Raw genomic sequence first — 20,059 nt, forward strand, 5'->3', positions numbered from 1 at the left:
GATGCCGTCAGGATCTGCGTCTGACGCTGCACCAGGCTGCGGTTAGGCCGAGTAATCCCATAAGGACGGCTCCCAGGCCCATGCGACGCGGAATGGTCAGCAGGAGCGGCTTGCGTCCCTGTTCACGAAGGGGAATGCCCTCATAGGGGCCATGGGCTGCATAGGCACCCTCTACGCTCTCGTCGAATGAGTCGTCCGCTTCTGCCTGTGCGCCAGCGGCGAATTGCGCCTTGAGACCATTTTTCGCCAGATAACGGTCGCGCAGCGATGGGGCGAGGCCGTTGATCAGGCTCGGGAGAATGGACGAGGCACCAACCCAGATATCCCGATGATGGCCGAGCACGGCCTGGCAGATCGCATGCGCCGCGACTTCGGGTTCATAGACTCTTCCGACCGGCTTGAGCGTATGTCCGGACCGGTTTCTGCTCCAGCCAAGACGCGGTGTATTGATAGAGGGGAGATGCACGACGGTGAGGTCGATCCGGTCGGAGAGCGCCCTGATCTCGGGTCGGACACTGTCGCAGAAAGCGCTGATCGCTGCATGCGCGCCATTGACGGCGGCCTGCAGAGGCAGGCCGCGTAACGGATGGGCGAGGCCCAGATTGACGATCGTGCCGCTTCCGCGGCGTCTCATGCAGGTCAGGGCCGCCTGGGTGCCGTATACCGAGCCGAGATAGGTCACCTCGGTGACACGTCGCAACGTCTCTGAATCGAGCGACAGAACCGGCCCGATGGCGGTCAGGCCTGCTGCGTTGATCCAGACGGTGATGGGGCCAAGTTCGCGTTCGATGTGTTCGGCGGCCTCGGACAAGGCCTTGGCGTCGGCCACGTCTACGCCGAGTGTGAGGGTACGAATGCCACTGCCCTGCAATTCCGCCGCGGCGTCTTCAAGGCGCTGGGCGTTGCGGCCCAGAAGGGCAATGTCGAAGCCATAGGAAGCGAGCATACGCACGGTGGCGCGCCCGATACCGGCTCCCGCGCCTGTGACCACGGCAATCTGGTTGGGCATGATGCTGGCTCCTTGCGCAGGCTACAGATAGGTGACGGCGAGAATGCCAGCGATGATCAGAAAGAGAAAGCCGCACATGACCAGCGTCAGTCGACGTTCGATGAAATCGCGTATGGGCGCGCCATAGAACCAGAGCAGCGTGGCCACCAGAAAGAAGCGCGCGCCGCGCGTCACCAGGCTGGCCGCCAAAAATGGGAGGATTGCAAAATGCGATGCCCCTGCGGCGATGGTGACAATCTTGAAGGGGATGGGGGTAAGACCCTTGAGCAGAATGATCGCCACGCCATATTGACGGAACTTCTCCTGCATCACCGCCAGAGTATGCTCCGCGTGATAGAAGTGAACGATCGGAAGAGCGACATGCTGCAGCAGCACCGCGCCGATAACCCAGCCCAGAAGGGCCCCGCTCACCGAGCCGACGGTGCAGATGGCCGCGAGGATAAAGGCGCGCTCACGAGCCGCCAGTACCATCGGGATCAGAAGCAGGTCGACCGGGATGGGAAAAAACGAGGCCTCGGCAAAAGCGACGGCAAAGAGCCACCACCCTGCGTGAGGGGATGCCGCCAGGGCAAGCGTGCGTCGATAGAGCGGCTGGAACAAGGCGGCCTCCGGGTGATGATCCTGCCGCTGTGCATGGCGCAAGAGCCGCCTCATGTCGAGCGTGGTCCCCATAAAATGAGCGCCGCTCCCGCGAGGCATATCAGGGCGCCGATCATGTCCCATCGATCCGGGCTTCGCCCTTCAACCAGACGCATCCAGATCAGGGAGGCTGTAATATAGACGCCGCCATACGCCGCAAAGGCGCGTCCGGCGCTGTCGCTTTCAATACGCGTGAGGATAAGGGCGAACAGCGTCAGACTCATCAGGCCCGGAATGAGCCACAAGGCTGATCGTCCAAGACGAAGACAGGACCAGAAAGCGAAGCATCCCGCGATTTCCGCAAAACCGGCCGCGATGTAGAACGCGAGAACAAGCATGCACAATTCCGTTCTGAAAAGCGTCCCTCGTTATGCCGCCTGAGAGGAGGCAGAGCGACCCCGGAAGCGCGGGTTTGTTCGGTGTGGCTCCCCGGAAGCAGGGCGATGCCCAAAAGCAGGTCTGCGAGGGCATGAAGGCGCGAACAGCGGCTTCTCATGCGCGATCCTGTCCCATGTCTCACTGGTACGACCTCCCCTGAAGACGGCGTCTGAGGGTGGCTTCGGATCTCTTGGCTGTATGCCGCCTCGACTCTTTGCTGCGAAGAGGAAATGGGTATTCCAGAGACGGTTAATCATTGTCTTTACTTGTACTAAACCACGTAATGAAGAAATAAAAGTATGAATGCAAGGGAGCCTTCAAGCATAGACAGGCGGGTCAGTCTGGTTGTCTCTGGCTTCAGGAGGAGGGCAGGGATGCGCCGCATCTTGCGTTCGAAAACAAATCTGTCCAATAGAGTATGGATACAAATAAAAACGCCCCGAGAGTGATTTTGTACCCTTGTAAGGTTCGAGCAAAGGGCACCCAAAAGGAGGGTTTCGATGCGTTATCTTGTGACGGGCGGGGCAGGATTTGTCGGCAGTCATGTCGTCCTTGCGTTGCTGGATACCGGTCATGAGGTCGTGGTCATCGATAATCTGAGCACGGGGCATCGAGCCGCCGTGCCCTCGGCGGCCCGCCTTCATGTTGTTGATCTGCTCGATATCCAGGCGGTGTCGGCGGTTCTCTCGCAGGGACGCTGGGATGGAGTACTGCATTTCGCGGCCCTGTCGCTCGTCGGGGACAGCATGCGCGACCCCTTCCTGTACCTGCGGCAAAATTATATCACCGGCCTCAATCTCGTGCAGAGCTGCGTCGAGCACGGGATAAAACGGTTCGTATTCTCTTCCACCGCAGCCCTATTCGGTGGTCCGGAACGTCCCGATCCGATTCCCGAAACCGCTTTGATCAAGCCTGGCTCGCCTTACGGAGAGAGCAAGTTCATGATCGAGCGCGTGCTGCACTGGGCGGATGCGATTCATGGCCTCAGAAGCGCCTGCCTGCGTTATTTCAATGCAGCCGGAGCTGATCCGGCGGGGCGCGCCGGGGAGGATCATCGTCCGGAAACACACCTCATTCCGCTCACCATCGACGCAGCCCTTGGCCGACGTCCGGCCTTGAAGCTGTTTGGGACGGATTATCCCACAACCGACGGTGCCTGCGTAAGGGATTACGTCCATGTGGCGGATCTGGCCGACGCCCATATCAGAGCGCTTGCCCAGATCGATCAGCGCAGCGTCACCTATAACCTGGGCAATGGACGCGGCTACTCCAATCTCGAGGTGATTCAGAGCGTCGAGCGTGTAAGCGGGCGCAAGGTCCCATGGGAGGCAGCGCCACGGCGTGAGGGTGATCCGGCGCTTCTGGTAGCGGATTCGACGACCCTGCGAGAGGAAACGGGCTGGGCACCCCGGTTCGGCAATCTGGACCAGATCGTCGAGACTGCTCTCGCGTGGCGCGAGCGCCATCCTGATGGGTACGACGACTGAGTGCCATCGCCCCGCCCTGGGGCCGATAAGGATACGCGCGCTGCAAGACAGCATCCGGCGGAACGGAGCCCCCCTCTCAGGGAATGGCCGTTCCTGCTGCAAAGCTGGGCCGGGTTGCGCCCTTTCATGCATTCGGACGGAGTTCCTCAAGGCGCATTCATGATCATGAAAGGCCCTCGACATGACGGCAAGATTTCTGGCGTTTCTCCTGACGATCGGGAGTCTGTCGACGACCGCCGCTCAGGCGCAGGAGCTCTTTGACACGTCTTCCGCCGCAGGGGGGGCTTCCGGAGAGGTCCCTTCGTCAGGAGAAATCATGCGGGAGTATCACGCTCCTGATGGCCGGATTGCCCGTTACCCCGTCAGTCATCTTGCCAATAATCTGATCGAGCATCCCTCTGGCGAGTGGGGGCCTCAGGGGTACGAGACCGTCATGCTCGGTGGACAAAGCTCTGTGCTTCGAAACCGCAAGGGCCAGACGATTGATATCTCGCCTCATCAGGCTTTGAGCATCTGGGCCAGCCCCTATGGCTCGTATAATGCCGGATGTTCCCTTTGCGTCTTTTCTTCCGGGAATATGGGAAGTGAGGGAGGAGGACAGGCCGCCATCTCCGCCCTCGATCCGCGTCGGGGTGCGTATTCCATCGCCAATGGGGATAATGCGACCGTTGCGTTCTTCATTGGTCAGAACAACAGCCTGACGCGCATGGTGCTCCGTATCAAGGCATTCGGACCCGATGGAATGACGCTGGAGCAGCCCCTGAGCCTTGCACAGATGGCGGCTCTGCATCATGGCATGTACCTGTCGACCAATGTGCGGGCGCCGGACATGCCGGCCATCGACGAAAACGGACGCCCGACGAATTGGGTTTACGCCGGAATTATCAGCAATTGGACCGCTACGCATATCAATGTCTATGGCTGGTCCGTTCTGGGCGCCGGTAATGCGAGAGGGGGAAAATACCTTCAGAACGGTCTCGTACCCGAGACGCAGTTGCAGGGTAATGCCTGGACCAATCTGGATACCCGCACCGCCTATAAGACGCCCGTTGCCTATATTGGTGACCCGGGAAAATATTTTGGCGAAAACAGCTATGTCGTGATGGACATGGATCGGGTCTATGGCCCTGAGGCCTCGTCAGGCGCAAGCAGCTATGAGCGCGATGAATTCGACATGCGCTTCCAGAACATTCATCGCGATCATGCCGCGAGTTTCCATGGCTACACGCTCTCTTTCGAATGCGATTCCTGCACCGTTTCTCACCCTTTCACGGAAGATAGTTATGGCTATCTGGTGAATGGCCCCAATGAATTGCCAGCTGCCTATATCGCGCAGGTCTATGGCGACGCGCTCGAATACAGGGGCTATTCCACCTGGATTCCGGGCGCCGGGGCCGCTGATCCTGCGATCCTTGGTTCGCACCACATCATGACCGACTTCGCGAGCCAGCTTCAATCCGGCAACACGCTGCATTTTGGCGCGCGTTCCTATCATGACGTCGCCGGTCAGAAAGACTGGCGTGGCTATGATGTCAGGCTGGGACTACGCGTGGACGGCAAGCGTGTGCGGGATCGCTTCGAGGGGGGAACACCCATGAGCGATCTGGCGTGGAATTTTGGAGGCAAGATCGGCTCGATCTGTCTCATCCAGCCCGATGGCAGGACCGCCGGGTCCTGCCTCAACGGCGATGGTTCTGTGGATGTGCCGGGTGCGCTTCATGCACGGGAGGCCATTACCAAAGTCATTGCCGCCTCGGCCTATGCGACGGCGCCGCAATACGGCACGAGCAATCATTTCCAGAAACTGGCGGAGATTGCCGCGCGGGCCCATAGCGAGGGGGATCGTGTCTGGTGTCACGATTGTCTTAACCCCGGCCAGGGCCACGCCTCCGGTACGGGACGCTGGATTTTCATGGATAGTGCCTCCGTCTGGCGCAGCGATGACGGATATCCTGCGCGCGACTGATCGAAGGCCGCGCGCAACGCAGAGAATTTTAAAGGTGGGCCATGACCGTTTTCTGTTACGGCGAGACGTTCGATCTGCTCTCGCCATAGGCGCTCTGGCGAGAGCACGTGCCGTGCCGGGCAAAGAAAGGATTGATTCTGAGCGCTGTCCGTATAAGACAGAGCAAAATCGTTCAATCAACAGGAAAACTCCATAAAGACGTTTTATTTCTGTTGAATTGTTCTTTTCATCCTGACCCGCCCTTTCCGGATATTCTGCCCATGCCTTTTTCCTCGCTCTCGCGCCGCTCGGTCCTGTCGCTGCTCGGCGCCGCACCCGTCGGGCTGTCGCTGCGCAAGGCGCGTGCGGCTGACAAGGTCATCCGCGTAGGCATCATGGCGGGTGAGGATGAGGATATCTGGCGTCTCGTCAGCCAGAATGCCCAGAAATCCGGACTGGCACTGAAGATTGTCACCTTCTCGGATTACTCCACCCCCGACGAGGCCCTGGCCTCGCATGATCTGGATGCCAATTCCTTCCAGCACATGCCCTTCCTCAAGGCGCAGTGCGAGGCGCATGGCTTCAGGATTTCTCCGGTGGGCAATACTTATGTGGCGCCGATCGGCCTGTATTCCCGCAAGTGGAAGACGCTCGCGACCCTGCCCAAAGGAGCCGTGATCGGCGTGCCCAATGACCCGAGCAATGAGGGGCGCGCGCTGCTTCTTCTTCAGACCTTGGGCTTCATCAAGCTTTCATCCTCTGCCGGATTGCTGCCTACCCCGCTCGATATTACCGAGAATCCCCATGACTTCACGATTCGTGAACTCGATGCCGGTGTGGTCGGGCGCGCCTTGCCCGATCTCGATGCAGCGGTGATCAATACCGACTGGGCGCATAAGGCGGGAGTGGACGTAGTGCATGAGCGTCTCGCGCGTGAAGGGGTGAAAGACAATCCCTATATCTGCGTGATTGCCGTCAACACCGATGACGCTCAGGCCCCGTGGGTCAAGCCTCTGGTCAGCGCCTACCAGCAGCCCAATATCCGTCAGGCGTTGATCGATGTTTACGCCAATACCGTCATCCCCGCCTTTTCATGAGTCTTCTCGATGTCTCGGGCCTGTCCTGCCGCTTCGGCGCGCAGAACGCGCTGTCCGATATCAGCTTTCAGGTCGAGAAGGGGGAGATCATTGGCGTGATCGGTAGTTCGGGTGCGGGGAAATCCACGCTCCTGCGTTGCCTTTGCGCGCTTGAGCGCCCCACCGAAGGAAAAATCCTGCTCGATGGCGCCGATCTCACGCTACTGTCCGAGCGCGACCTGGTGGCGGCGCGTCGCAAGGTCGGACTCGTCTTTCAGCATTTCAATCTGCTGAATGCCCGCAGCGCCGCCGGAAACATCGCCCTGCCGCTCGAAATTGCCGGCTGGCCGAAAGCGCGCATCACAGCGCGCGTTGACGAATTGCTGGCTCTGGTCGGGCTTGACGGCCACGGGCACAAGCGCCCCTCGCAGCTTTCCGGCGGACAAAAGCAGCGAGTCGGTATCGCGCGCGCTATCGCCAACGCGCCCTCTCTCCTGCTGTGCGATGAGGCGACATCGGCGCTCGACCCACACACAACCGCTTCCATTCTCGCACTTCTGGCTGATATCAACCGCACGCTTGGCCTGACCATTATCCTGATCACGCATGAAATGGAGGTCGTGCGCCGTTTCGCGCATCGTGTGCTCGTTCTCGATCATGGCGCGCTGATCGAGAACGGCAGCATGGCCACGCTGATGCGTGACAGCCGTGGAGACCCCCGGCTCGAGAACCTGCTGGCCGATATACGCCCGACGCTCCCCGAGGCGCTGAAGCGTCGGCTTCTACCCGATCCCGGCCCTGATACGCGTCCGCTGCTTCGTGTGGTGCTTGGTCCGGAAACGGCAGGAACGCCCTTCCTCTCCCATCTCACGACCCGCTTCCAGCAGGAGGTTACCTTGATACAGGGCGGTACGCTGGCCTGCGGGGATGCGCTGCTTTCCGACATGATCCTGTCCTTTTCAGCACCCCTTTCTGCCCCGCTCTGCATCTTTCTCGATCAGCAGGCCCATGTGACGGAGGTGCTCGGCTATGTACCGGCTGATCGCTAGGCTCATCACCGACGCCACAGTCCAGACAGTGGAGATGGTGGCGGCTTCCAGTCTCATCGCCCTGATCGTCGGCCTGCCTCTGGCCGTGCTGATGATCGCGACCCGCCGCACCGATCTTTATGATCTGCCCTGGCTGGGCCGGCCGGTCGGCTGGCTGATCGACGCCATACGCGCCATTCCATTCATTATCCTGCTGGTCCTGCTCATTCCTGTCACGCGGTTCATCGCGGGAACCTCTCTCGGTACCCTGGCGGCAATCGTGCCACTTTCCATTGCGGCCATTCCCTATTACGCGCGCATCGCAGAGATCTCGCTTCAGGAAATCGAGCCCGGTCTGATCGAGGCTGTACGCGTCATGGGAGGAACGCGCTGGATGGTTATCCGCTACGTTCTCATTCCTGAGGCGCTCCCGGGTCTGCTCTCCGGTCTGACGGTCACCGCCATTACCCTCGTAGGCGCTTCCGCCATGGCAGGCGCAATTGGAGCTGGGGGGCTAGGCGATCTGGCCATCCGTTACGGCTATCAACGCTTCAATACCACCATCATGTTCGCGGTCGTGGCCGTGCTGATTCTCCTTGTGGGGGTGATTCAGGGTGTCGGTGCGCTGGCGGTGCGCGCTATCCGGCGCTGAATAGAGGGGAGATGCGGGGCTCTACCCCGCGCCCCGCCAGAGGCGTGCCTCTGGACCCGATTTCGAGGATCGCCGGATAGGGGTGTGGGGCTCAGGCCCCGGCTCGTACCGTGCAGAGCCCTGCTTCTTCACAATGGCAGAATGACGCTCGCTCTTAATCCCCCATCGGGACGGTTTGCGAGAGTGACGTCGCCGCCCTGGCCGCGCACGGTCGAGCGGGCGATGGCAAGACCGAGGCCAGTGCCGCCGGTTTCGCGATTGCGGCTGGTTTCGGCACGGACAAAGGGTTCGAACATGCGTTCCAGATCTTCCTGGGGCAAACCAGGGCCCTTATCGTCGATACGGATGCAGACATTCTTTTCCTGACCCGGCCCGCGGGTGCAGGTCACGCTGATCGTGGCGGACCCACCATATTTGAGTGCATTCATGACGAGATTTGTCAGAGCGCGCTTGAGCGCGAGCGAGCGCGCCTTGATACGGATGGCCGTATCCGGCTCCTGGTAATTGACCTGATCGGCCAGATCGGGCCGGGCTTCGGCGGCTTCGTCGGCGATGGTTTGCAAGAGCGCGCCAAGATCCAGAGCGGTCATGGGTTCCTGGGTGGAACTGTCACGGCCAAAGGCGAGGGTGGCCGCCACCATGCTCTCCATCTCGTCCAGATCGGCCAGAAACTTGTCGCGTAACTCATCATCGTCGATGAACTCGGCACGCAGCTTGAGTCGGGTGATGGGCGTGCGCAGGTCATGCCCGATGGCGGTCAGCATCAAAGTGCGGTCGGTGACAAAACGCCTTATGCGCGCCGCCATGGTGTTGAAGGCGAGCGCGGCCTGGCGGATTTCAGTCGTGCCGGATTCCGGCAAAGGCTGGGCGTGGACGTCCCTGCCCAATGCCGTTGCGGCATTGGCGAGCGTGGCGACAGGCGCGATGAGTCGGTGGGAGCCCCAGAGAATGAGACCACCGCCGCAGATAGTCATGAGCGCGAACGAGATCATAAAGGTGGGCGAACCGAACGGGTTCGGGGGGCGCACGGTGTAGCTCATATCCAGCCAGCGATGGTCATCGGGCATCTGAAAGGACATGGCGTAGTGGCGCGTGCCGGGCTTGTGGCCCATGACGATACGCTGCGGGCGCAGGCGCGCGGGCAACATGCCCATACCGGAAAGGGAGGGGGGGATGAACGGCGGCGGGCGTCTTTCCTCGCCTGGCGTTGCGTCCATATTCCCCGGTGGCGGCCCGCCTTCGAACGGGAAGGGCGGCCGATTTTCACCGCCGCCCATCTCTCCGGGTAACGGAAAGCCGCCTTCCTCCTGACCGCCGGGCTGAGGCATAGCGCGGCCCATGGGGGGCATACCGAACGGAATCGGGATGAAAGCGCTGGGGAAATGCGTATCCGGCTTGTCGTCGAGAACAATCTTGAAATTCGACGGTGTTTCTATCGCGGCCAGCCCTGCTTCGCGATCTGCCGGCGGCAATTCGACCAGGGTATGATAGATCGAGAAGGCATGATGCTCATTCTCGTGCATCTCGGCCCGGTCGGCGATATTGAGGTGATCGAGCGCATGGATGGTCAGGCCGGCGGCCTGAACCACGCAGAGCCCCGCAATGAGCAGCAGATTGGTGCGCGCCCGAAGCGAGCGCGGCAGAAGGCGAATCACGGGGTCAGAGGCGTTCGACATCGGCGGCAAGAACATAGCCGCCACCGCGCACGGTCTTGATCATCTGGGCATTGCGCCCGTCATCCTCGAGCTTGCGACGAAGACGGCTGACCGCCACGTCGATGGCACGGTCAAATGGCCCCGCCTGACGTCCGCGCAGCAATTCGAGCAGCATGTCACGTGTCAGAACGCGGTTGGCGCGTTCCAGAAAGGCGAGCAGCATGTCATATTCGCCACCCGTCAACGGCACTTCCGCGCCATCAGGGTTCAGCAGACGCCGACGAGCAGGCTCGAGGGTCCAGCCAGAGAACCGGATCATCCGGGAATCAGCCGAGAGTTTCTTGTCCGAGCTGTCCGCCGTGCGACGCAATACCGCACGGATGCGGGCCAGCAATTCGCGTGGGTTGAAGGGCTTGGCCACATAATCATCCGCGCCGAATTCCAGACCGATGATGCGGTCGGTTTCGTCACTCATGGCGGTGAGCATGATGATGGGGATATTATCCTGGCTGCGCAGCCAGCGGGCGATGTCGAGCCCGCTCTCGCCGGGAAGCATCAGATCCAGCACCACAAGCTGATAATGACCGGCAGCCCAGGCGCGACGGGCTTCACGCCCGTCACGGGCGGCCGTTACCCGAAAGTGATTGCGCTCGAGAAAGCGGCAGAGCAGCTCGCGTATCTCGCGGTCATCATCAACGATGAGAAGGTGCGGGGTCGTATCCATGAATGTAACATTGGTCCGAATCGAAGCTGCCCCACAAGGGGGTGTTTCATTCCGTCACAACTTGCGAAAACCCGTCTCAATCGAGCCAGGGAGGGGTAGGCAGGTTTTTAGCCCGCAGGAATTCAGGATTGAAGATCTTGGACTGGTAGCGCGCCCCGCCATCGCAGAGGATTGTTACAATTCGATGCCCCGGACCCAGCCGTCGCGCGATGCGAATCGCTGCAGCCACGTTGATTCCGGCAGATCCGCCAAGGGATATCCCCTCGCGATCCTGAAGAGAGAAGATCTGCTCGAGTGCTTCGGCGTCGGGGATGCGCTCTGCATCATCGATCGTCACGCCTTCGAGATTTCCGGTCACACGCGACTGGCCGATCCCTTCGGTGATCGATCCGCCGGACACGCTGAGATCGTTCGATTTGACCCAGCCATACAGGCCTGATCCTTCCGGATCGGCAAGCACGATTTCCGGGCGTTTACGACCCGCCTTGTCGGCCAGATCTCCAAGACCGAGTGCAACGCCAGCAAGCGTCCCGCCAGTGCCGCAGGCGCAGGTAAAGGCATCGACTCTTCCAGCGAGCTGATGCCAGATCTCGACCGCCGTGGTGGTGCGATGACCCTCGCGATTGGCCGTATTGTCGAACTGGTTGGCCCAGACGGCATTCTCGGTCTCCTCGGCGATGCGCCGTGAGACATGCACGTAATTGCCCGGATCGCGGAAAGGCTTGGCCGGAACCAGACGCAGATCAGCGCCGATCATGCGCAGGAAGTCGATCTTTTCCCGACTTTGGGTCTCTGGCATGACGATGATGGTGCGATAGCCACGCGCCTTCGCCACCAGCGTCAGACCGATGCCGGTATTCCCCGCCGTGCCTTCAACAATGATCCCGCCCGGCTTGAGCAGACCACGTGCCTCCGCATCCACAATGATGGCGAGCGCCGCGCGATCCTTGACCGACCCGCCGGGATTCATGAACTCGGCCTTGCCGTAGATCTCGCAACCCGTCGCTTCGGAGGCCCGTTTGAGGCGGATGAGCGGGGTACCGCCAATGGCGCCGATCATGCCCTCCGACACATTCTGCCAGCCGGGGATGGCATGTGGGGCGGAAAGGGGGGTCTGGTCCTGCGAGGTCATCTGCATTCCATCCTATACGTCTGCGGTTTCACAGTTTAACGTTGTGGCATGTACTATAAATGAGGAAAAACGATGGTCGACTGTATTTCAGCGCGCGAAGGATGGGAACGCCTCGCGGCTGACAAGGATGCGGTTCTGGTTGATGTGCGCATGCCAGCCGAGTGGCAGAGCGTCGGTCTGCCGGACCTGACCACATTGGACAAGAATGTCGTGGCCCTGAGCTGGGACCCGTATGACGCTGCAGGCTTTGCCCAGGCGCTGCGGGACGCCGTGCCCGATCTGGCCACGCCGATCCTGTTCCTGTGTCGTTCAGGCGTGCGTTCGCAGCAGACGGCCGAACTCGCTGCTCATCTGGGGTATGAAACGAGCGTCAATATCGTGGAGGGCTATGAGGGGCCGCCCGATGCTACCGGGCAGCGCGGGCACGTCTGCGGCTGGCAGTTTCAGGATCTGCCGCGCTACTTCCCCGGCTGAGGGGCGCTACCAGCCGCGCTGGCGCAGTGAAATTGCCAGAGTGGCTGCCTCGCGCGCTACGCTTTCAGGGGTGACTTCATCGAGCACTGGAATTTCGGCCAGAATCTCGACTTGGCCGAAGCGGGCGATCGCCTCTCGATTGGCCGTATTGGGCGTGCCACTCATGATTACTCCGGCCACGCGCATCCCGCGCTGTCTGAGCGCCTCCAGGCTGAGCAGGGTATGATTGATCGTGCCCAGTCCGCTACGGCAGACGAGGATGACGGGCAGACTGAGAGTGGCCGCCCAGTCGATCAGCAGTGTCGTGTCATTGAGCGGCACCATGAGCCCGCCTGCACCCTCGACCACAAGGGAATGATCGGTTTCGGGCAGGGGCAGGGTCTCGGGTCTGACCAATACCTGTTCGAGGGCTGCCGCATCTTGCGGTGAGAGGGGGGCCTGAAATCCATAGGCGGGCGGGATCAGGCGCTCGGGAGGGAGCGCGGCCAGATGTGTCACGCTGGCCGTATCGCCTGCTTCCTCAGCCAGGCCGGTCTGGAAGGGTTTCCAGTATGTGGCATTCAGGGCTTTCGTGAGAATGGCGGAGACGAGCGTCTTGCCAATGCCGGTATCGGTACCGGTCACGAAGAAACCCCGGTATTTCTGGGCCGATCCGAAACCTACCTGATAATCCATTACGTCGCCTGTCCTGTCGAATTGCGTCATCACGTCCCTGAGTGCGCGGATGGAGAGTGGTTTCGCTCCCGGTCGGGGCGTCGTGGCCCCAATGGCCTTGAGGTCGCGCAGGAACGCGCGCGCCGACCCGACCCGGTCCTGCAGGGTGTCGATCTGCCACGTTCCATGCATCGACACAGGCCATTCCTGCTCCAATGCAAAGGCATCGGGATAATCGGGAAAACCGCTCGGCAAGGCACAGGCGGAACAGGCCGCATGCCACTGGGCAAAGCTGCCCTGAGCCAGAGTCGTCACCTCGATGCGCCCCCCGGGGGCGAGGATGCCGGATAGACGGGTGAAGGCGGCCGCGCGATCGGTGAACCACTGGATGCAGAAGTTCGAGCAGATCAGGTCGAATGACTTATCCAGTGTCGGATATTCGGCGTCCATCACATGATAGGTCGCTTCGGGAACGGCTTCATGGGCGCGGGCAACCATCTGCGGAGACAGATCGATCGCGGTCAGCGCCGCCTCGGGGAAAAGAATGCGCAAGGCGCGGGTCAGAAGACCGGTGCCGCATCCCAGTTCGAGAATACGGCGCGGGGCAGGATTGTGCGCGTAGAGTGTTTCGAGCCTCTGCGCCAGTTGCCTTGCTGCAAGCGCCTGTACCCGTGCCGCGCCCTCGTAATGCCGGGCAGCGTCGAACCGCGCTGCGACACGCGCTCTTCCGGCAGGATCGATGCTCATGCCCAGTCCCGTAGCGCATCATGGATGAGGTCAGCGCAGGCCTGGGGTGCGGTCTGTGGAAGCAGATGCCCCCCTTCCAGTGTCAGGCGTCTGTTCGTGGCGAAGCTGGCTTCATGAAGCGCGCTCGACACGAGTGGATCATGACTTCCCTGCACGGCGAGAAGTGTCTCACCCCGGTTTCGGGCATTCGGACGGCCATCCGCATCGATCAGTTCGGCCAGTCCCTGTTCCAGCGCTTTGCCGTCGAGCGTGGCAGGACAGGGCAGAAACGGCGTGAATTGCTGGCGGAATGGCGTGACGACCGAAGCGGGGGCCTCGTGCAGTTTTGTCTGCATACGCGTCAGCACGCGCCGGGGGATACCGGGTGCAAAATCCTCGCTTTGGCTGAACCGGGCAAACCCGTTGAATGCGATCATGCCCCGACAATGCGGCAGCTCCCGGTTCAGGAACCAGAGCACCCCCGCCGAGTGCCCGATGGCAATGAAATCCTCATCAGGCAGAGCCTCGAGCTGTGCCGCACCTGTATAGCCATGATCGAGGCAAAGCGCATCGCATGGTCCCAAAACGGCCAGCAAGGGGGCCCAGAAGCTGTGATCGAAGCTCCAGCCATGCATGAAGACGAGCTTCATGTCGTGTGTTGCCCCAAGGCTCCGATCACTGCCTCCGCCAGATGATCGAGCGCCGCCGTGTCATGCTGGGTGCTGAGCGCGATACGCAGTCTGGCAGAACCGGCGGGCACGGTGGGTGGACGTATGGCGATGGTCAGAAGCCCTGCCTTCTCGAGCGACTGGGCCAGCGCCAGTGTCTCTGTCTCATCGCCGATCATGACGGGGACGATCTGGGTGGTGGAGGCCCCGGTATTGATACCGGCCGCCGTCAATCTGTCCCGAAAGCTTCGCGCTTTCTGACGCAAGCCCAGACGTTCGGCTTCCATTCCGGGCACCAGATCGAGCGCGGCATCCATGGCGCCCAGCATCGGCGGAGACGGGGCGGTACTGTAGATGAAGCCGGAGCTGCTGGTGATGATCCAGTCGCAGAGTGCGCGTGACCCCGCGATATAGGCGCCCATGCCCCCCAACGCCTTGCTGAACGTGCCCATGACCAGATCGACCGGATGACCATGCGACAGGCCCCGGCCCTGCGGACCCAGCACGCCCGTCGCATGCGCCTCGTCCAGATAGAGAAAGGCGTCGTGCCGTCGTGCCAATGCCGAAAGGGCGGCGATATCGGCTGTATCGCCATCCATCGAGAATACGCTCTCGGTCAGAATGAAGCGCAGGCCCGGCAGATCGGCATGGCGTTTGAGCAGGGCGTCGAGATGATCCAGATCGTTATGCCGAAAGCGTATCTGACGGACGCCTGCCGCCGCACAGCCATGGTGCATGCTGGCATGGTTCAGCCGGTCCGCGAAGACCAGCGGCGTTTCTCCTGTCTGTTCCCTGGCCATTCGAAAAAGTGCCGGCAGGACAGCCGCATTCGCCTGCCAGCCTGACGCGAAGATCAGTGCGGCTTCGGTGCCCTTGAAGCTGGCAAGTCGCCGCTCGATCTGCTCATGCAGGTCGAGCGTGCCCGATACGAGGCGCGAGGCGCGTGCGCCTGTGCCATGCTGCATGGCCCAGTCCGCCGCGCGCTCGCGCAGGAGCGGATGACCGGACAGGCCGAGATAGTCATTCGATGAGAAATCGAGGATGGCCTGTCCCTGACGCATCACCTGATCTGGTGTGCGGTGCAGCGGGCGCAACCGACGGCGCAGTTTCCGTGACTCGAGTGAGTCCAGAGCCTGGCTGAAAAGCATGTCAAAGCGCGTCATGATTTGTCCCTGCCGTCAGGACCCGGGGCTTGTCAATCAGCTGTTGCGATGATCGCCGGTACGGGGCATTCGCGCCATGGCCCTGCGATAGCCGCGCTGTCCGAGAGCGCCGAGCAATGGCAGGGTCAGCCCCAGCAGCCAGGGGGCCAGCATACAGAGCCTCCCGAAAATGCCGTCCATGGCGGGCAGGTAGGTTTCGGTGTGCGGACGGGCGAGCTGTGCCGTGACGGCGCGCGCAACATGATCGGGGTCGAGCGGTGTGCTGACATAGTTGAGCATCGACCCTCCCTGTTGCATCTCGCGTGCCAGCATCTCGGTCTGAACCGCTCCAGGAAACACCGTGCTGACCGTGATTCCGCTGTGGCGCATCTCCTGAGCCAGAGACAGGGCAAAGCTGCGCAGACCTGCCTTGGAGGCGGCATAGACCGCACTGCCTGCCAGCGGCATGACGGCCGCCATCGAATTGACGAATACCACATGCCTGTGCGGTCGATGATCTTGCAGGGACATGAGCGGCAGAAGCTGGCGTGTCAGCAGGATCGGGGCGGTGAGATTGAGGGCAATCTGGGCCACCAGATCGGCGTCCTGCGCCTCTGCCACGGAAGAGGGGGTAATGGTTCCGGCGCAATGGATGAGCGCATGGAGGGCCGATCCCTCTTGCTGGAGACATGTGGCAGCCTCGGCAAGAGATGCCGTACTGCCCAGATCGCAGGGGAGGTGCCGCAGACCCGGTGCGTCGAGGGCGGGTCTGGAACGGCACAGAGCTATGACGCGATACCCTTCGGCCAGCAGGCGCTGCGCCGTGAGGATACCGATCCCGCCGGAGGCGCCGGTCAGCACCACGAGCCTGCCAGGCAGCGCCGAGAAGGCCTGATCGTGCGTTTGCGGATCAGGGCGGCCGGTCGTCACATCGGAAGTATGCGGGGGAAGGGAAGCCGTCATGCGCTTCGTCTTACCCGTGAATGTCAAAGCACGACATGCGGATTCGGCGAGGTGGGGCGTTTTTAATCTGAGGCTCCGAGGCGTGGCCCTGCGTTACCCCCATTGTGGGCGCAGGGCGGGGCATTTCGGCAGATGTCTCAGTTCAGGCGACCGAGATTGCGGAAATCCTGCTTTGTCTTGTCAGACAGCGCTTTCATGCGCTGATGCTGCTCTTTCTGATCAGAGCGGAACTGATCGATACGCTGGGTCCGTTCCTGCTTGATCTCGTTCAGCTTGTTCTTCTGGTCGTCGATCTTGTTCTGGATCTTCTGACGCTCGCGCTCGGGGGCGTTGGTGTATTTGTCACGCAGGTCGGTCAGTTTCTTTTCACGGGCCTCAGCAGCTTCGTGATTCTTGTTCTGCCAGTTCTGCACGCGGTCATTCAGGCAGTTTTCCTTATTGGCCAGTCGACCGATCATATCGTTACCGGAAGTATTGTTGTTGCATCCGGAAGTCTGCGCATGGGCCAGTGGCGCTGATACAAGAGCTGTCAGGGCCAGGGCGGGCAGAAAACGTGTCTTGAACATGAGTCCTCGCAGTCAAATACTGTTCGATGTCAATCAATGATCTCAATGTGTCGAATATACGGCGCAAACTGGAGCGTTCTAGCGGCGATTGTCGCTTTTGACCGAACGCTCGCGCATTTTCTGCAGCATTTCCCGTGCCGGAGAGAGATCAAATTTGCGCGCCTGCACATAGCCGCGCTCGACGCATGCAGCGCGCAAGGCAGGTTCGTTGATCAGGCGCAGCAGCGCCTGTTCGAGGGCATCGCCCTCATCCGGTAAAGCCAGAAGGGCGGCATTGCCGACCACCTCGGGCAATCCGCCGCGCGGCGAGGCAATCACGGCGGCACCGCTCGCCATGGCTTCGAGCGCGGTGAGGCCGAAGGGCTCGGGCCAGCGGCTGGGGACCACCACAATAGAGGCTGCGGCCATCGCTTCAAGCACCTGATGATGCATCTGGTAGCCGCATAACGTGATTCCTGCCGCGTTCGCGCTCGCTTCAACCCGGTCGACGAAGGTGGTGCGGGGCGAATTGAAGCGAAAGCGATCGGCGCCGATCATGATGGCGCGCCAGCCTGGCGCCTGTTTGCTGACGGCAGCCCAGGCCCGCACGAAGGCATCGGCACCCTTGTCAGACACCATGCGCCCGGCAAAAAGCACGAGCTTCGCCCGTTCGGCAGGCGGCGTGGGCAGGGTTGTGAGGTCCAGGCAATTGGGCATGACCGTGACCGGCCCGTCATCCAGATCTTCCAGATAGCGACGGCGCAGCCAGAGCGACACGACGAACACACGCACATGCTGCATGAGTTCTTGTCTCTGGCGCGGGCGACGCGCGCCATGCATGTCCTGTGGGTCGTTATGCAGGATCAGATGCACCGGAATGCCGCAGCGGCTCAGGGCGCGCGCCAGGGCAGGGCGGTTATGGACCTCGATCAGATCGGGCTTGTGACGCTTGATCTCGCGCTGGCAGGCGATGCGATAGCGCGTGCCGTCACGCCGCCAGCGGTGAAGCCCACCTGGTTCGCTCACGGCCACGAATTGTCCACCGGGCAGGGGTGTGCCGGTGATCTCGGTGCCGATCACGATATCCTCGGGAGAAGCGAGCCGCGACACGAGCAGAGCGATGGCGCCGGCCCGGTCGGGCGCATAGCCTTCCCGCCGGGGGAGTACGGTCAGAACCTTCATGGTTTCAGTCGTAATCCGTTGCCAGATCCGGCTGGTCGTAATGGTCGAACATGCGCTGCAATTGATGCGGCAGCAGGCGTGTCAGGGAGAGATCGTCGGGCAGGGCTTCCCTGTCGAACCAGCCGATCCCCGATGTTTCCAGATTGTCGATGCTCGGACTGCCGCCGGTGAGGCGACAGAGATAGAAGACTTTGGCACAGCTATAGATATCGGGCGGATGGCCCTGCCTGTTGCGATCCCATAGCGCGGCAAGACGCACGATCTCAGCTGTGTAACCGCTCTCTTCCAGCACTTCCTTGAGCGTGTTCTCCGCTGTGGTGTAATTCACATCGGCCCAGCCACCGGGCAGGGTCCAGCGATCCTGATCGATGGCCTCGCGCACCATCAGGATCTGTCCCCGGTCATTGAACACCGCACCGCGCACATCGATCTTGGGGGTGGCGTAGCCCTTCTCGTTTTCCAGAAGGCCCAGCACGGAATCCGGATCGCCCTGCCCCAGTGCCCCGATCATCTGGGCGGCAAGCTTCCTGAGCTGTTCGTAGCGCTCTCGGTCATAGGGGTTCTGGCAAAAGGTGAGCCCGTTCTGGGCGATCGCCTGAACATCGCGTGCCCAGGTCAGCCATTGCGGTTCGCTCATGATGGGGTCCTTCTGCTCATGGGACAGCTTAGCGTGTAACGGCGCGTGCGTAAAACCACATCCCCTTGTGATATCGGTGGTTATGGGTCACGCCCGAGGCGTATTCCTGTGGCAATTGCATGAAGACTCACGGACTCGTCGGGGAAAGGGCGGGGCCGGAACTTGAGTCTGATGCCCGTATTTGCCACATGAAGGGCCATTCTTCATGACGCCCGAAAGACGGAACTCCACGTGAAAATCAACGGCACGCCCTATCGCAGCGTCTGGCGCGACGCACAGGACCCGCAGCTGGTCCATATCTTCGATCAGACCAGGCTCCCCTGGACGCTGGATATTCTGGCACTGCGTGAGGAAGAGCAGGTGGCGCACGCCATCCGCACCATGCAGGTACGTGGCGCGCCGCTGATTGGGGCTGTCGCCGCCTATGGGCTTGCCTTCGCGCTTCAGAAGGATGCGACGGATAAGGGGCTCGAAGACGCCGCAGCGCGTCTGGTCGAGACACGCCCGACCGCCATCAATCTGCGCTGGGCCATCGAGCGTATGGTGGCCCATCTTAAACCCGTCACCCCGGAAGCGCGTGTGGCGGCGGCCTATGCCGAAGCCGATGCGATTTGCGACGAGGATGTGCAGGTCAATGAATCCATTGGCCGTCACGGTCTCGAATTGTTCCGCACCCTTTGGGAAAAGCGTCGCCCCGGGCAGGAACGCCTGAATATTCTAACCCACTGCAATGCGGGATGGATTGCGACCGTCGATTGGGGAACGGCACTCGCGCCGATCTATATGGCGCATGATGCGGGTCTGCCCGTGCATGTCTGGGTGGATGAAACCCGTCCGCGCAACCAGGGCGCCTTGCTCACCGCATGGGAGCTGGGCGCGCATGGCGTACCGCATACCCTCGTCGCCGATAACGCGGGCGGCCATCTCATGCAGCATGGTGAGGTGGATCTGGTGATCGTCGGCACGGATCGCGTGACTCGTCAGGGCGATGTGGCCAACAAGATCGGCACCTATCTCAAGGCGCTGGCCGCTCATGACAATAACGTGCCTTTCTGGGTGGCGCTGCCCTCTTCCACACTCGACTGGCGCGTGACCGATGGTGTGAAGGAAATTCCCATCGAGGAACGCTCGGGCGAGGAAGTGACCTATGTGCATGGTCTGGACGAGCAGGGTCAGGCTGCCCGCATCCGCGTCACACCGATGAGCACGAGCGCTGCCAATCCGGCCTTTGACGTTACGCCGGCGCGCCTCGTCTCAGGGCTTATTACCGAACGCGGACGTTGCGACGCCAGCGCTTCCGCCCTAGCCGCTCTGTTCCCCGACCAGGCCGGCTGAGTTTTCTG

At 61.4% G+C, this 20,059-nt stretch carries 20 protein-coding genes; 7 read left to right on the plus strand and 13 right to left on the minus strand.

What is annotated here, in order from left to right; genetic code table 11:
* Positions 1-7 precede the first annotated feature (7 nt).
* From WFJ47_RS05495 to WFJ47_RS05505, 3 genes are read right to left on the minus strand one after another with little or no spacing between them, the layout of a single operon-like run.
* Positions 8-1,009, minus strand: coding sequence for an SDR family oxidoreductase (locus WFJ47_RS05495; protein ID WP_336761418.1), 1,002 nt, complete (start codon positions 1,007-1,009; stop codon positions 8-10).
* Between the two features lie 21 nt (positions 1,010-1,030).
* Complete coding sequence (locus WFJ47_RS05500; RefSeq protein ID WP_408868622.1) at positions 1,031-1,663, minus strand: YqaA family protein; 633 nt, start codon at positions 1,661-1,663, stop codon at positions 1,031-1,033.
* The gene (locus tag WFJ47_RS05505) at positions 1,660-1,986 is read right to left on the minus strand and encodes a YnfA family protein (RefSeq protein ID WP_127102662.1); all 327 of its coding nucleotides are present in this window, start codon (positions 1,984-1,986) and stop codon (positions 1,660-1,662) included. The genes WFJ47_RS05500 and WFJ47_RS05505 overlap by 4 nt, the downstream gene beginning before the upstream one ends.
* 540 nt (positions 1,987-2,526) lie before the next feature.
* Here WFJ47_RS05505 and galE point away from each other — a divergent pair.
* From galE to WFJ47_RS05530, 5 genes are all read left to right on the plus strand, one after another.
* Complete coding sequence (galE, locus tag WFJ47_RS05510) at positions 2,527-3,513, plus strand: UDP-glucose 4-epimerase GalE (protein ID WP_336761421.1); 987 nt, start codon at positions 2,527-2,529, stop codon at positions 3,511-3,513.
* A 181-nt stretch (positions 3,514-3,694) separates the two neighbouring features.
* A complete protein-coding gene (locus tag WFJ47_RS05515; protein WP_336761423.1) occupies positions 3,695-5,479 on the plus strand; it encodes a hypothetical protein in 1,785 nt (594 codons plus the stop codon).
* A gap of 260 nt (positions 5,480-5,739) precedes the next feature.
* Positions 5,740-6,555 carry a MetQ/NlpA family ABC transporter substrate-binding protein gene (locus tag WFJ47_RS05520; RefSeq protein ID WP_336761425.1) on the plus strand — a complete coding sequence of 272 codons (816 nt, stop codon included), beginning with the start codon at positions 5,740-5,742 and terminating at the stop codon, positions 6,553-6,555.
* Positions 6,552-7,583 (plus strand): ATP-binding cassette domain-containing protein, encoded by a 1,032-nt coding sequence (locus WFJ47_RS05525; protein ID WP_336761427.1) that lies wholly within the window; start codon positions 6,552-6,554, stop codon positions 7,581-7,583. The genes WFJ47_RS05520 and WFJ47_RS05525 overlap by 4 nt, the downstream gene beginning before the upstream one ends.
* A complete protein-coding gene (locus tag WFJ47_RS05530) occupies positions 7,564-8,214 on the plus strand; it encodes a methionine ABC transporter permease (RefSeq protein WP_336761429.1) in 651 nt (216 codons plus the stop codon). Before WFJ47_RS05525 ends, WFJ47_RS05530 begins: the two co-directional genes overlap by 20 nt.
* 128 nt (positions 8,215-8,342) lie before the next feature.
* Here WFJ47_RS05530 and WFJ47_RS05535 read toward each other — a convergent pair whose 3' ends face one another.
* From WFJ47_RS05535 to WFJ47_RS05545, 3 genes are all read right to left on the minus strand, one after another.
* Positions 8,343-9,890, minus strand: coding sequence for an ATP-binding protein (locus WFJ47_RS05535; RefSeq protein WP_127102656.1), 1,548 nt, complete (start codon positions 9,888-9,890; stop codon positions 8,343-8,345).
* A complete protein-coding gene (locus tag WFJ47_RS05540; RefSeq protein ID WP_127102655.1) occupies positions 9,874-10,593 on the minus strand; it encodes a response regulator in 720 nt (239 codons plus the stop codon). The genes WFJ47_RS05535 and WFJ47_RS05540 overlap by 17 nt, the downstream gene beginning before the upstream one ends.
* A gap of 76 nt (positions 10,594-10,669) precedes the next feature.
* Complete coding sequence (locus WFJ47_RS05545) at positions 10,670-11,725, minus strand: cysteine synthase A (protein WP_336761432.1); 1,056 nt, start codon at positions 11,723-11,725, stop codon at positions 10,670-10,672.
* A gap of 72 nt (positions 11,726-11,797) precedes the next feature.
* On the opposite strand from WFJ47_RS05545, the gene WFJ47_RS05550 reads away from it, so the two are divergent.
* Positions 11,798-12,199 carry a rhodanese-like domain-containing protein gene (locus WFJ47_RS05550; protein WP_336761434.1) on the plus strand — a complete coding sequence of 134 codons (402 nt, stop codon included), beginning with the start codon at positions 11,798-11,800 and terminating at the stop codon, positions 12,197-12,199.
* A 6-nt stretch (positions 12,200-12,205) separates the two neighbouring features.
* On the opposite strand, the gene bioD is transcribed toward WFJ47_RS05550, so the two are convergent.
* From bioD to WFJ47_RS05585, 7 genes are all read right to left on the minus strand, one after another.
* Positions 12,206-13,600 carry a dethiobiotin synthase gene (bioD, locus tag WFJ47_RS05555; protein WP_336761436.1) on the minus strand — a complete coding sequence of 465 codons (1,395 nt, stop codon included), beginning with the start codon at positions 13,598-13,600 and terminating at the stop codon, positions 12,206-12,208.
* Entirely contained in the window at positions 13,597-14,229 is a 633-nt protein-coding gene (locus WFJ47_RS05560) for an alpha/beta hydrolase (RefSeq protein WP_336761438.1), read from the minus strand. The genes bioD and WFJ47_RS05560 overlap by 4 nt, the downstream gene beginning before the upstream one ends.
* The gene (locus tag WFJ47_RS05565) at positions 14,226-15,410 is read right to left on the minus strand and encodes an aminotransferase class I/II-fold pyridoxal phosphate-dependent enzyme (protein WP_336761440.1); all 1,185 of its coding nucleotides are present in this window, start codon (positions 15,408-15,410) and stop codon (positions 14,226-14,228) included. Before WFJ47_RS05565 ends, WFJ47_RS05560 begins: the two co-directional genes overlap by 4 nt.
* A 36-nt stretch (positions 15,411-15,446) precedes the next feature.
* Positions 15,447-16,352 carry an SDR family oxidoreductase gene (locus WFJ47_RS05570; protein ID WP_336761442.1) on the minus strand — a complete coding sequence of 302 codons (906 nt, stop codon included), beginning with the start codon at positions 16,350-16,352 and terminating at the stop codon, positions 15,447-15,449.
* Positions 16,353-16,489: 137 nt separating this feature from the next.
* On the minus strand, positions 16,490-16,918 hold the full coding sequence (locus WFJ47_RS05575; protein ID WP_127102648.1) for a hypothetical protein: 429 nt from the start codon (positions 16,916-16,918) through the stop codon (positions 16,490-16,492).
* 78 nt (positions 16,919-16,996) lie between these two features.
* Positions 16,997-18,079 (minus strand): glycosyltransferase family 4 protein, encoded by a 1,083-nt coding sequence (locus tag WFJ47_RS05580; protein ID WP_336761444.1) that lies wholly within the window; start codon positions 18,077-18,079, stop codon positions 16,997-16,999.
* 4 nt (positions 18,080-18,083) lie between these two features.
* The gene (locus tag WFJ47_RS05585; protein WP_336761446.1) at positions 18,084-18,716 is read right to left on the minus strand and encodes an NUDIX hydrolase; all 633 of its coding nucleotides are present in this window, start codon (positions 18,714-18,716) and stop codon (positions 18,084-18,086) included.
* A gap of 231 nt (positions 18,717-18,947) precedes the next feature.
* On the opposite strand from WFJ47_RS05585, the gene mtnA reads away from it, so the two are divergent.
* Positions 18,948-20,051, plus strand: a complete 1,104-nt coding sequence (mtnA, locus tag WFJ47_RS05590) for an S-methyl-5-thioribose-1-phosphate isomerase (RefSeq protein ID WP_127102645.1) — start codon at positions 18,948-18,950, stop codon at positions 20,049-20,051.
* The last annotated feature ends 8 nt before the right edge of the window (positions 20,052-20,059 follow it).

Origin of the sequence: Asaia sp. VD9 (assembly GCF_037150015.1) — a bacterium.
GTDB lineage: Bacteria > Pseudomonadota > Alphaproteobacteria > Acetobacterales > Acetobacteraceae > Asaia.

Bases quoted from the DNA above. Each gene is read 5' to 3' on its own strand.
- WFJ47_RS05520 (WP_336761425.1), top strand. From the start codon at position 5,740: ATGCCTTTTTCCTCGCTCTCGCGCCGCTCGGTCCTGTCGCTGCTCGGC.
- WFJ47_RS05585 (WP_336761446.1), bottom strand. From the start codon at position 18,716: ATGAGCGAACCGCAATGGCTGACCTGGGCACGCGATGTTCAGGCGATC.
- WFJ47_RS05580 (WP_336761444.1), bottom strand. From the start codon at position 18,079: ATGAAGGTTCTGACCGTACTCCCCCGGCGGGAAGGCTATGCGCCCGAC.
- WFJ47_RS05525 (WP_336761427.1), top strand. From the start codon at position 6,552: ATGAGTCTTCTCGATGTCTCGGGCCTGTCCTGCCGCTTCGGCGCGCAG.
- WFJ47_RS05505 (WP_127102662.1), bottom strand. From the start codon at position 1,986: ATGCTTGTTCTCGCGTTCTACATCGCGGCCGGTTTTGCGGAAATCGCG.
- WFJ47_RS05495 (WP_336761418.1), bottom strand. From the start codon at position 1,009: ATGCCCAACCAGATTGCCGTGGTCACAGGCGCGGGAGCCGGTATCGGG.
- WFJ47_RS05500 (WP_408868622.1), bottom strand. From the start codon at position 1,663: ATGAGGCGGCTCTTGCGCCATGCACAGCGGCAGGATCATCACCCGGAG.
- WFJ47_RS05575 (WP_127102648.1), bottom strand. From the start codon at position 16,918: ATGTTCAAGACACGTTTTCTGCCCGCCCTGGCCCTGACAGCTCTTGTA.
- WFJ47_RS05545 (WP_336761432.1), bottom strand. From the start codon at position 11,725: ATGACCTCGCAGGACCAGACCCCCCTTTCCGCCCCACATGCCATCCCC.
- WFJ47_RS05540 (WP_127102655.1), bottom strand. From the start codon at position 10,593: ATGGATACGACCCCGCACCTTCTCATCGTTGATGATGACCGCGAGATA.
- WFJ47_RS05560 (WP_336761438.1), bottom strand. From the start codon at position 14,229: ATGAAGCTCGTCTTCATGCATGGCTGGAGCTTCGATCACAGCTTCTGG.
- galE (WP_336761421.1), top strand. From the start codon at position 2,527: ATGCGTTATCTTGTGACGGGCGGGGCAGGATTTGTCGGCAGTCATGTC.
- WFJ47_RS05535 (WP_127102656.1), bottom strand. From the start codon at position 9,890: ATGTCGAACGCCTCTGACCCCGTGATTCGCCTTCTGCCGCGCTCGCTT.
- WFJ47_RS05565 (WP_336761440.1), bottom strand. From the start codon at position 15,410: ATGACGCGCTTTGACATGCTTTTCAGCCAGGCTCTGGACTCACTCGAG.
- WFJ47_RS05550 (WP_336761434.1), top strand. From the start codon at position 11,798: ATGGTCGACTGTATTTCAGCGCGCGAAGGATGGGAACGCCTCGCGGCT.
- bioD (WP_336761436.1), bottom strand. From the start codon at position 13,600: ATGAGCATCGATCCTGCCGGAAGAGCGCGTGTCGCAGCGCGGTTCGAC.
- WFJ47_RS05570 (WP_336761442.1), bottom strand. From the start codon at position 16,352: ATGACGGCTTCCCTTCCCCCGCATACTTCCGATGTGACGACCGGCCGC.
- WFJ47_RS05515 (WP_336761423.1), top strand. From the start codon at position 3,695: ATGACGGCAAGATTTCTGGCGTTTCTCCTGACGATCGGGAGTCTGTCG.
- WFJ47_RS05530 (WP_336761429.1), top strand. From the start codon at position 7,564: ATGTACCGGCTGATCGCTAGGCTCATCACCGACGCCACAGTCCAGACA.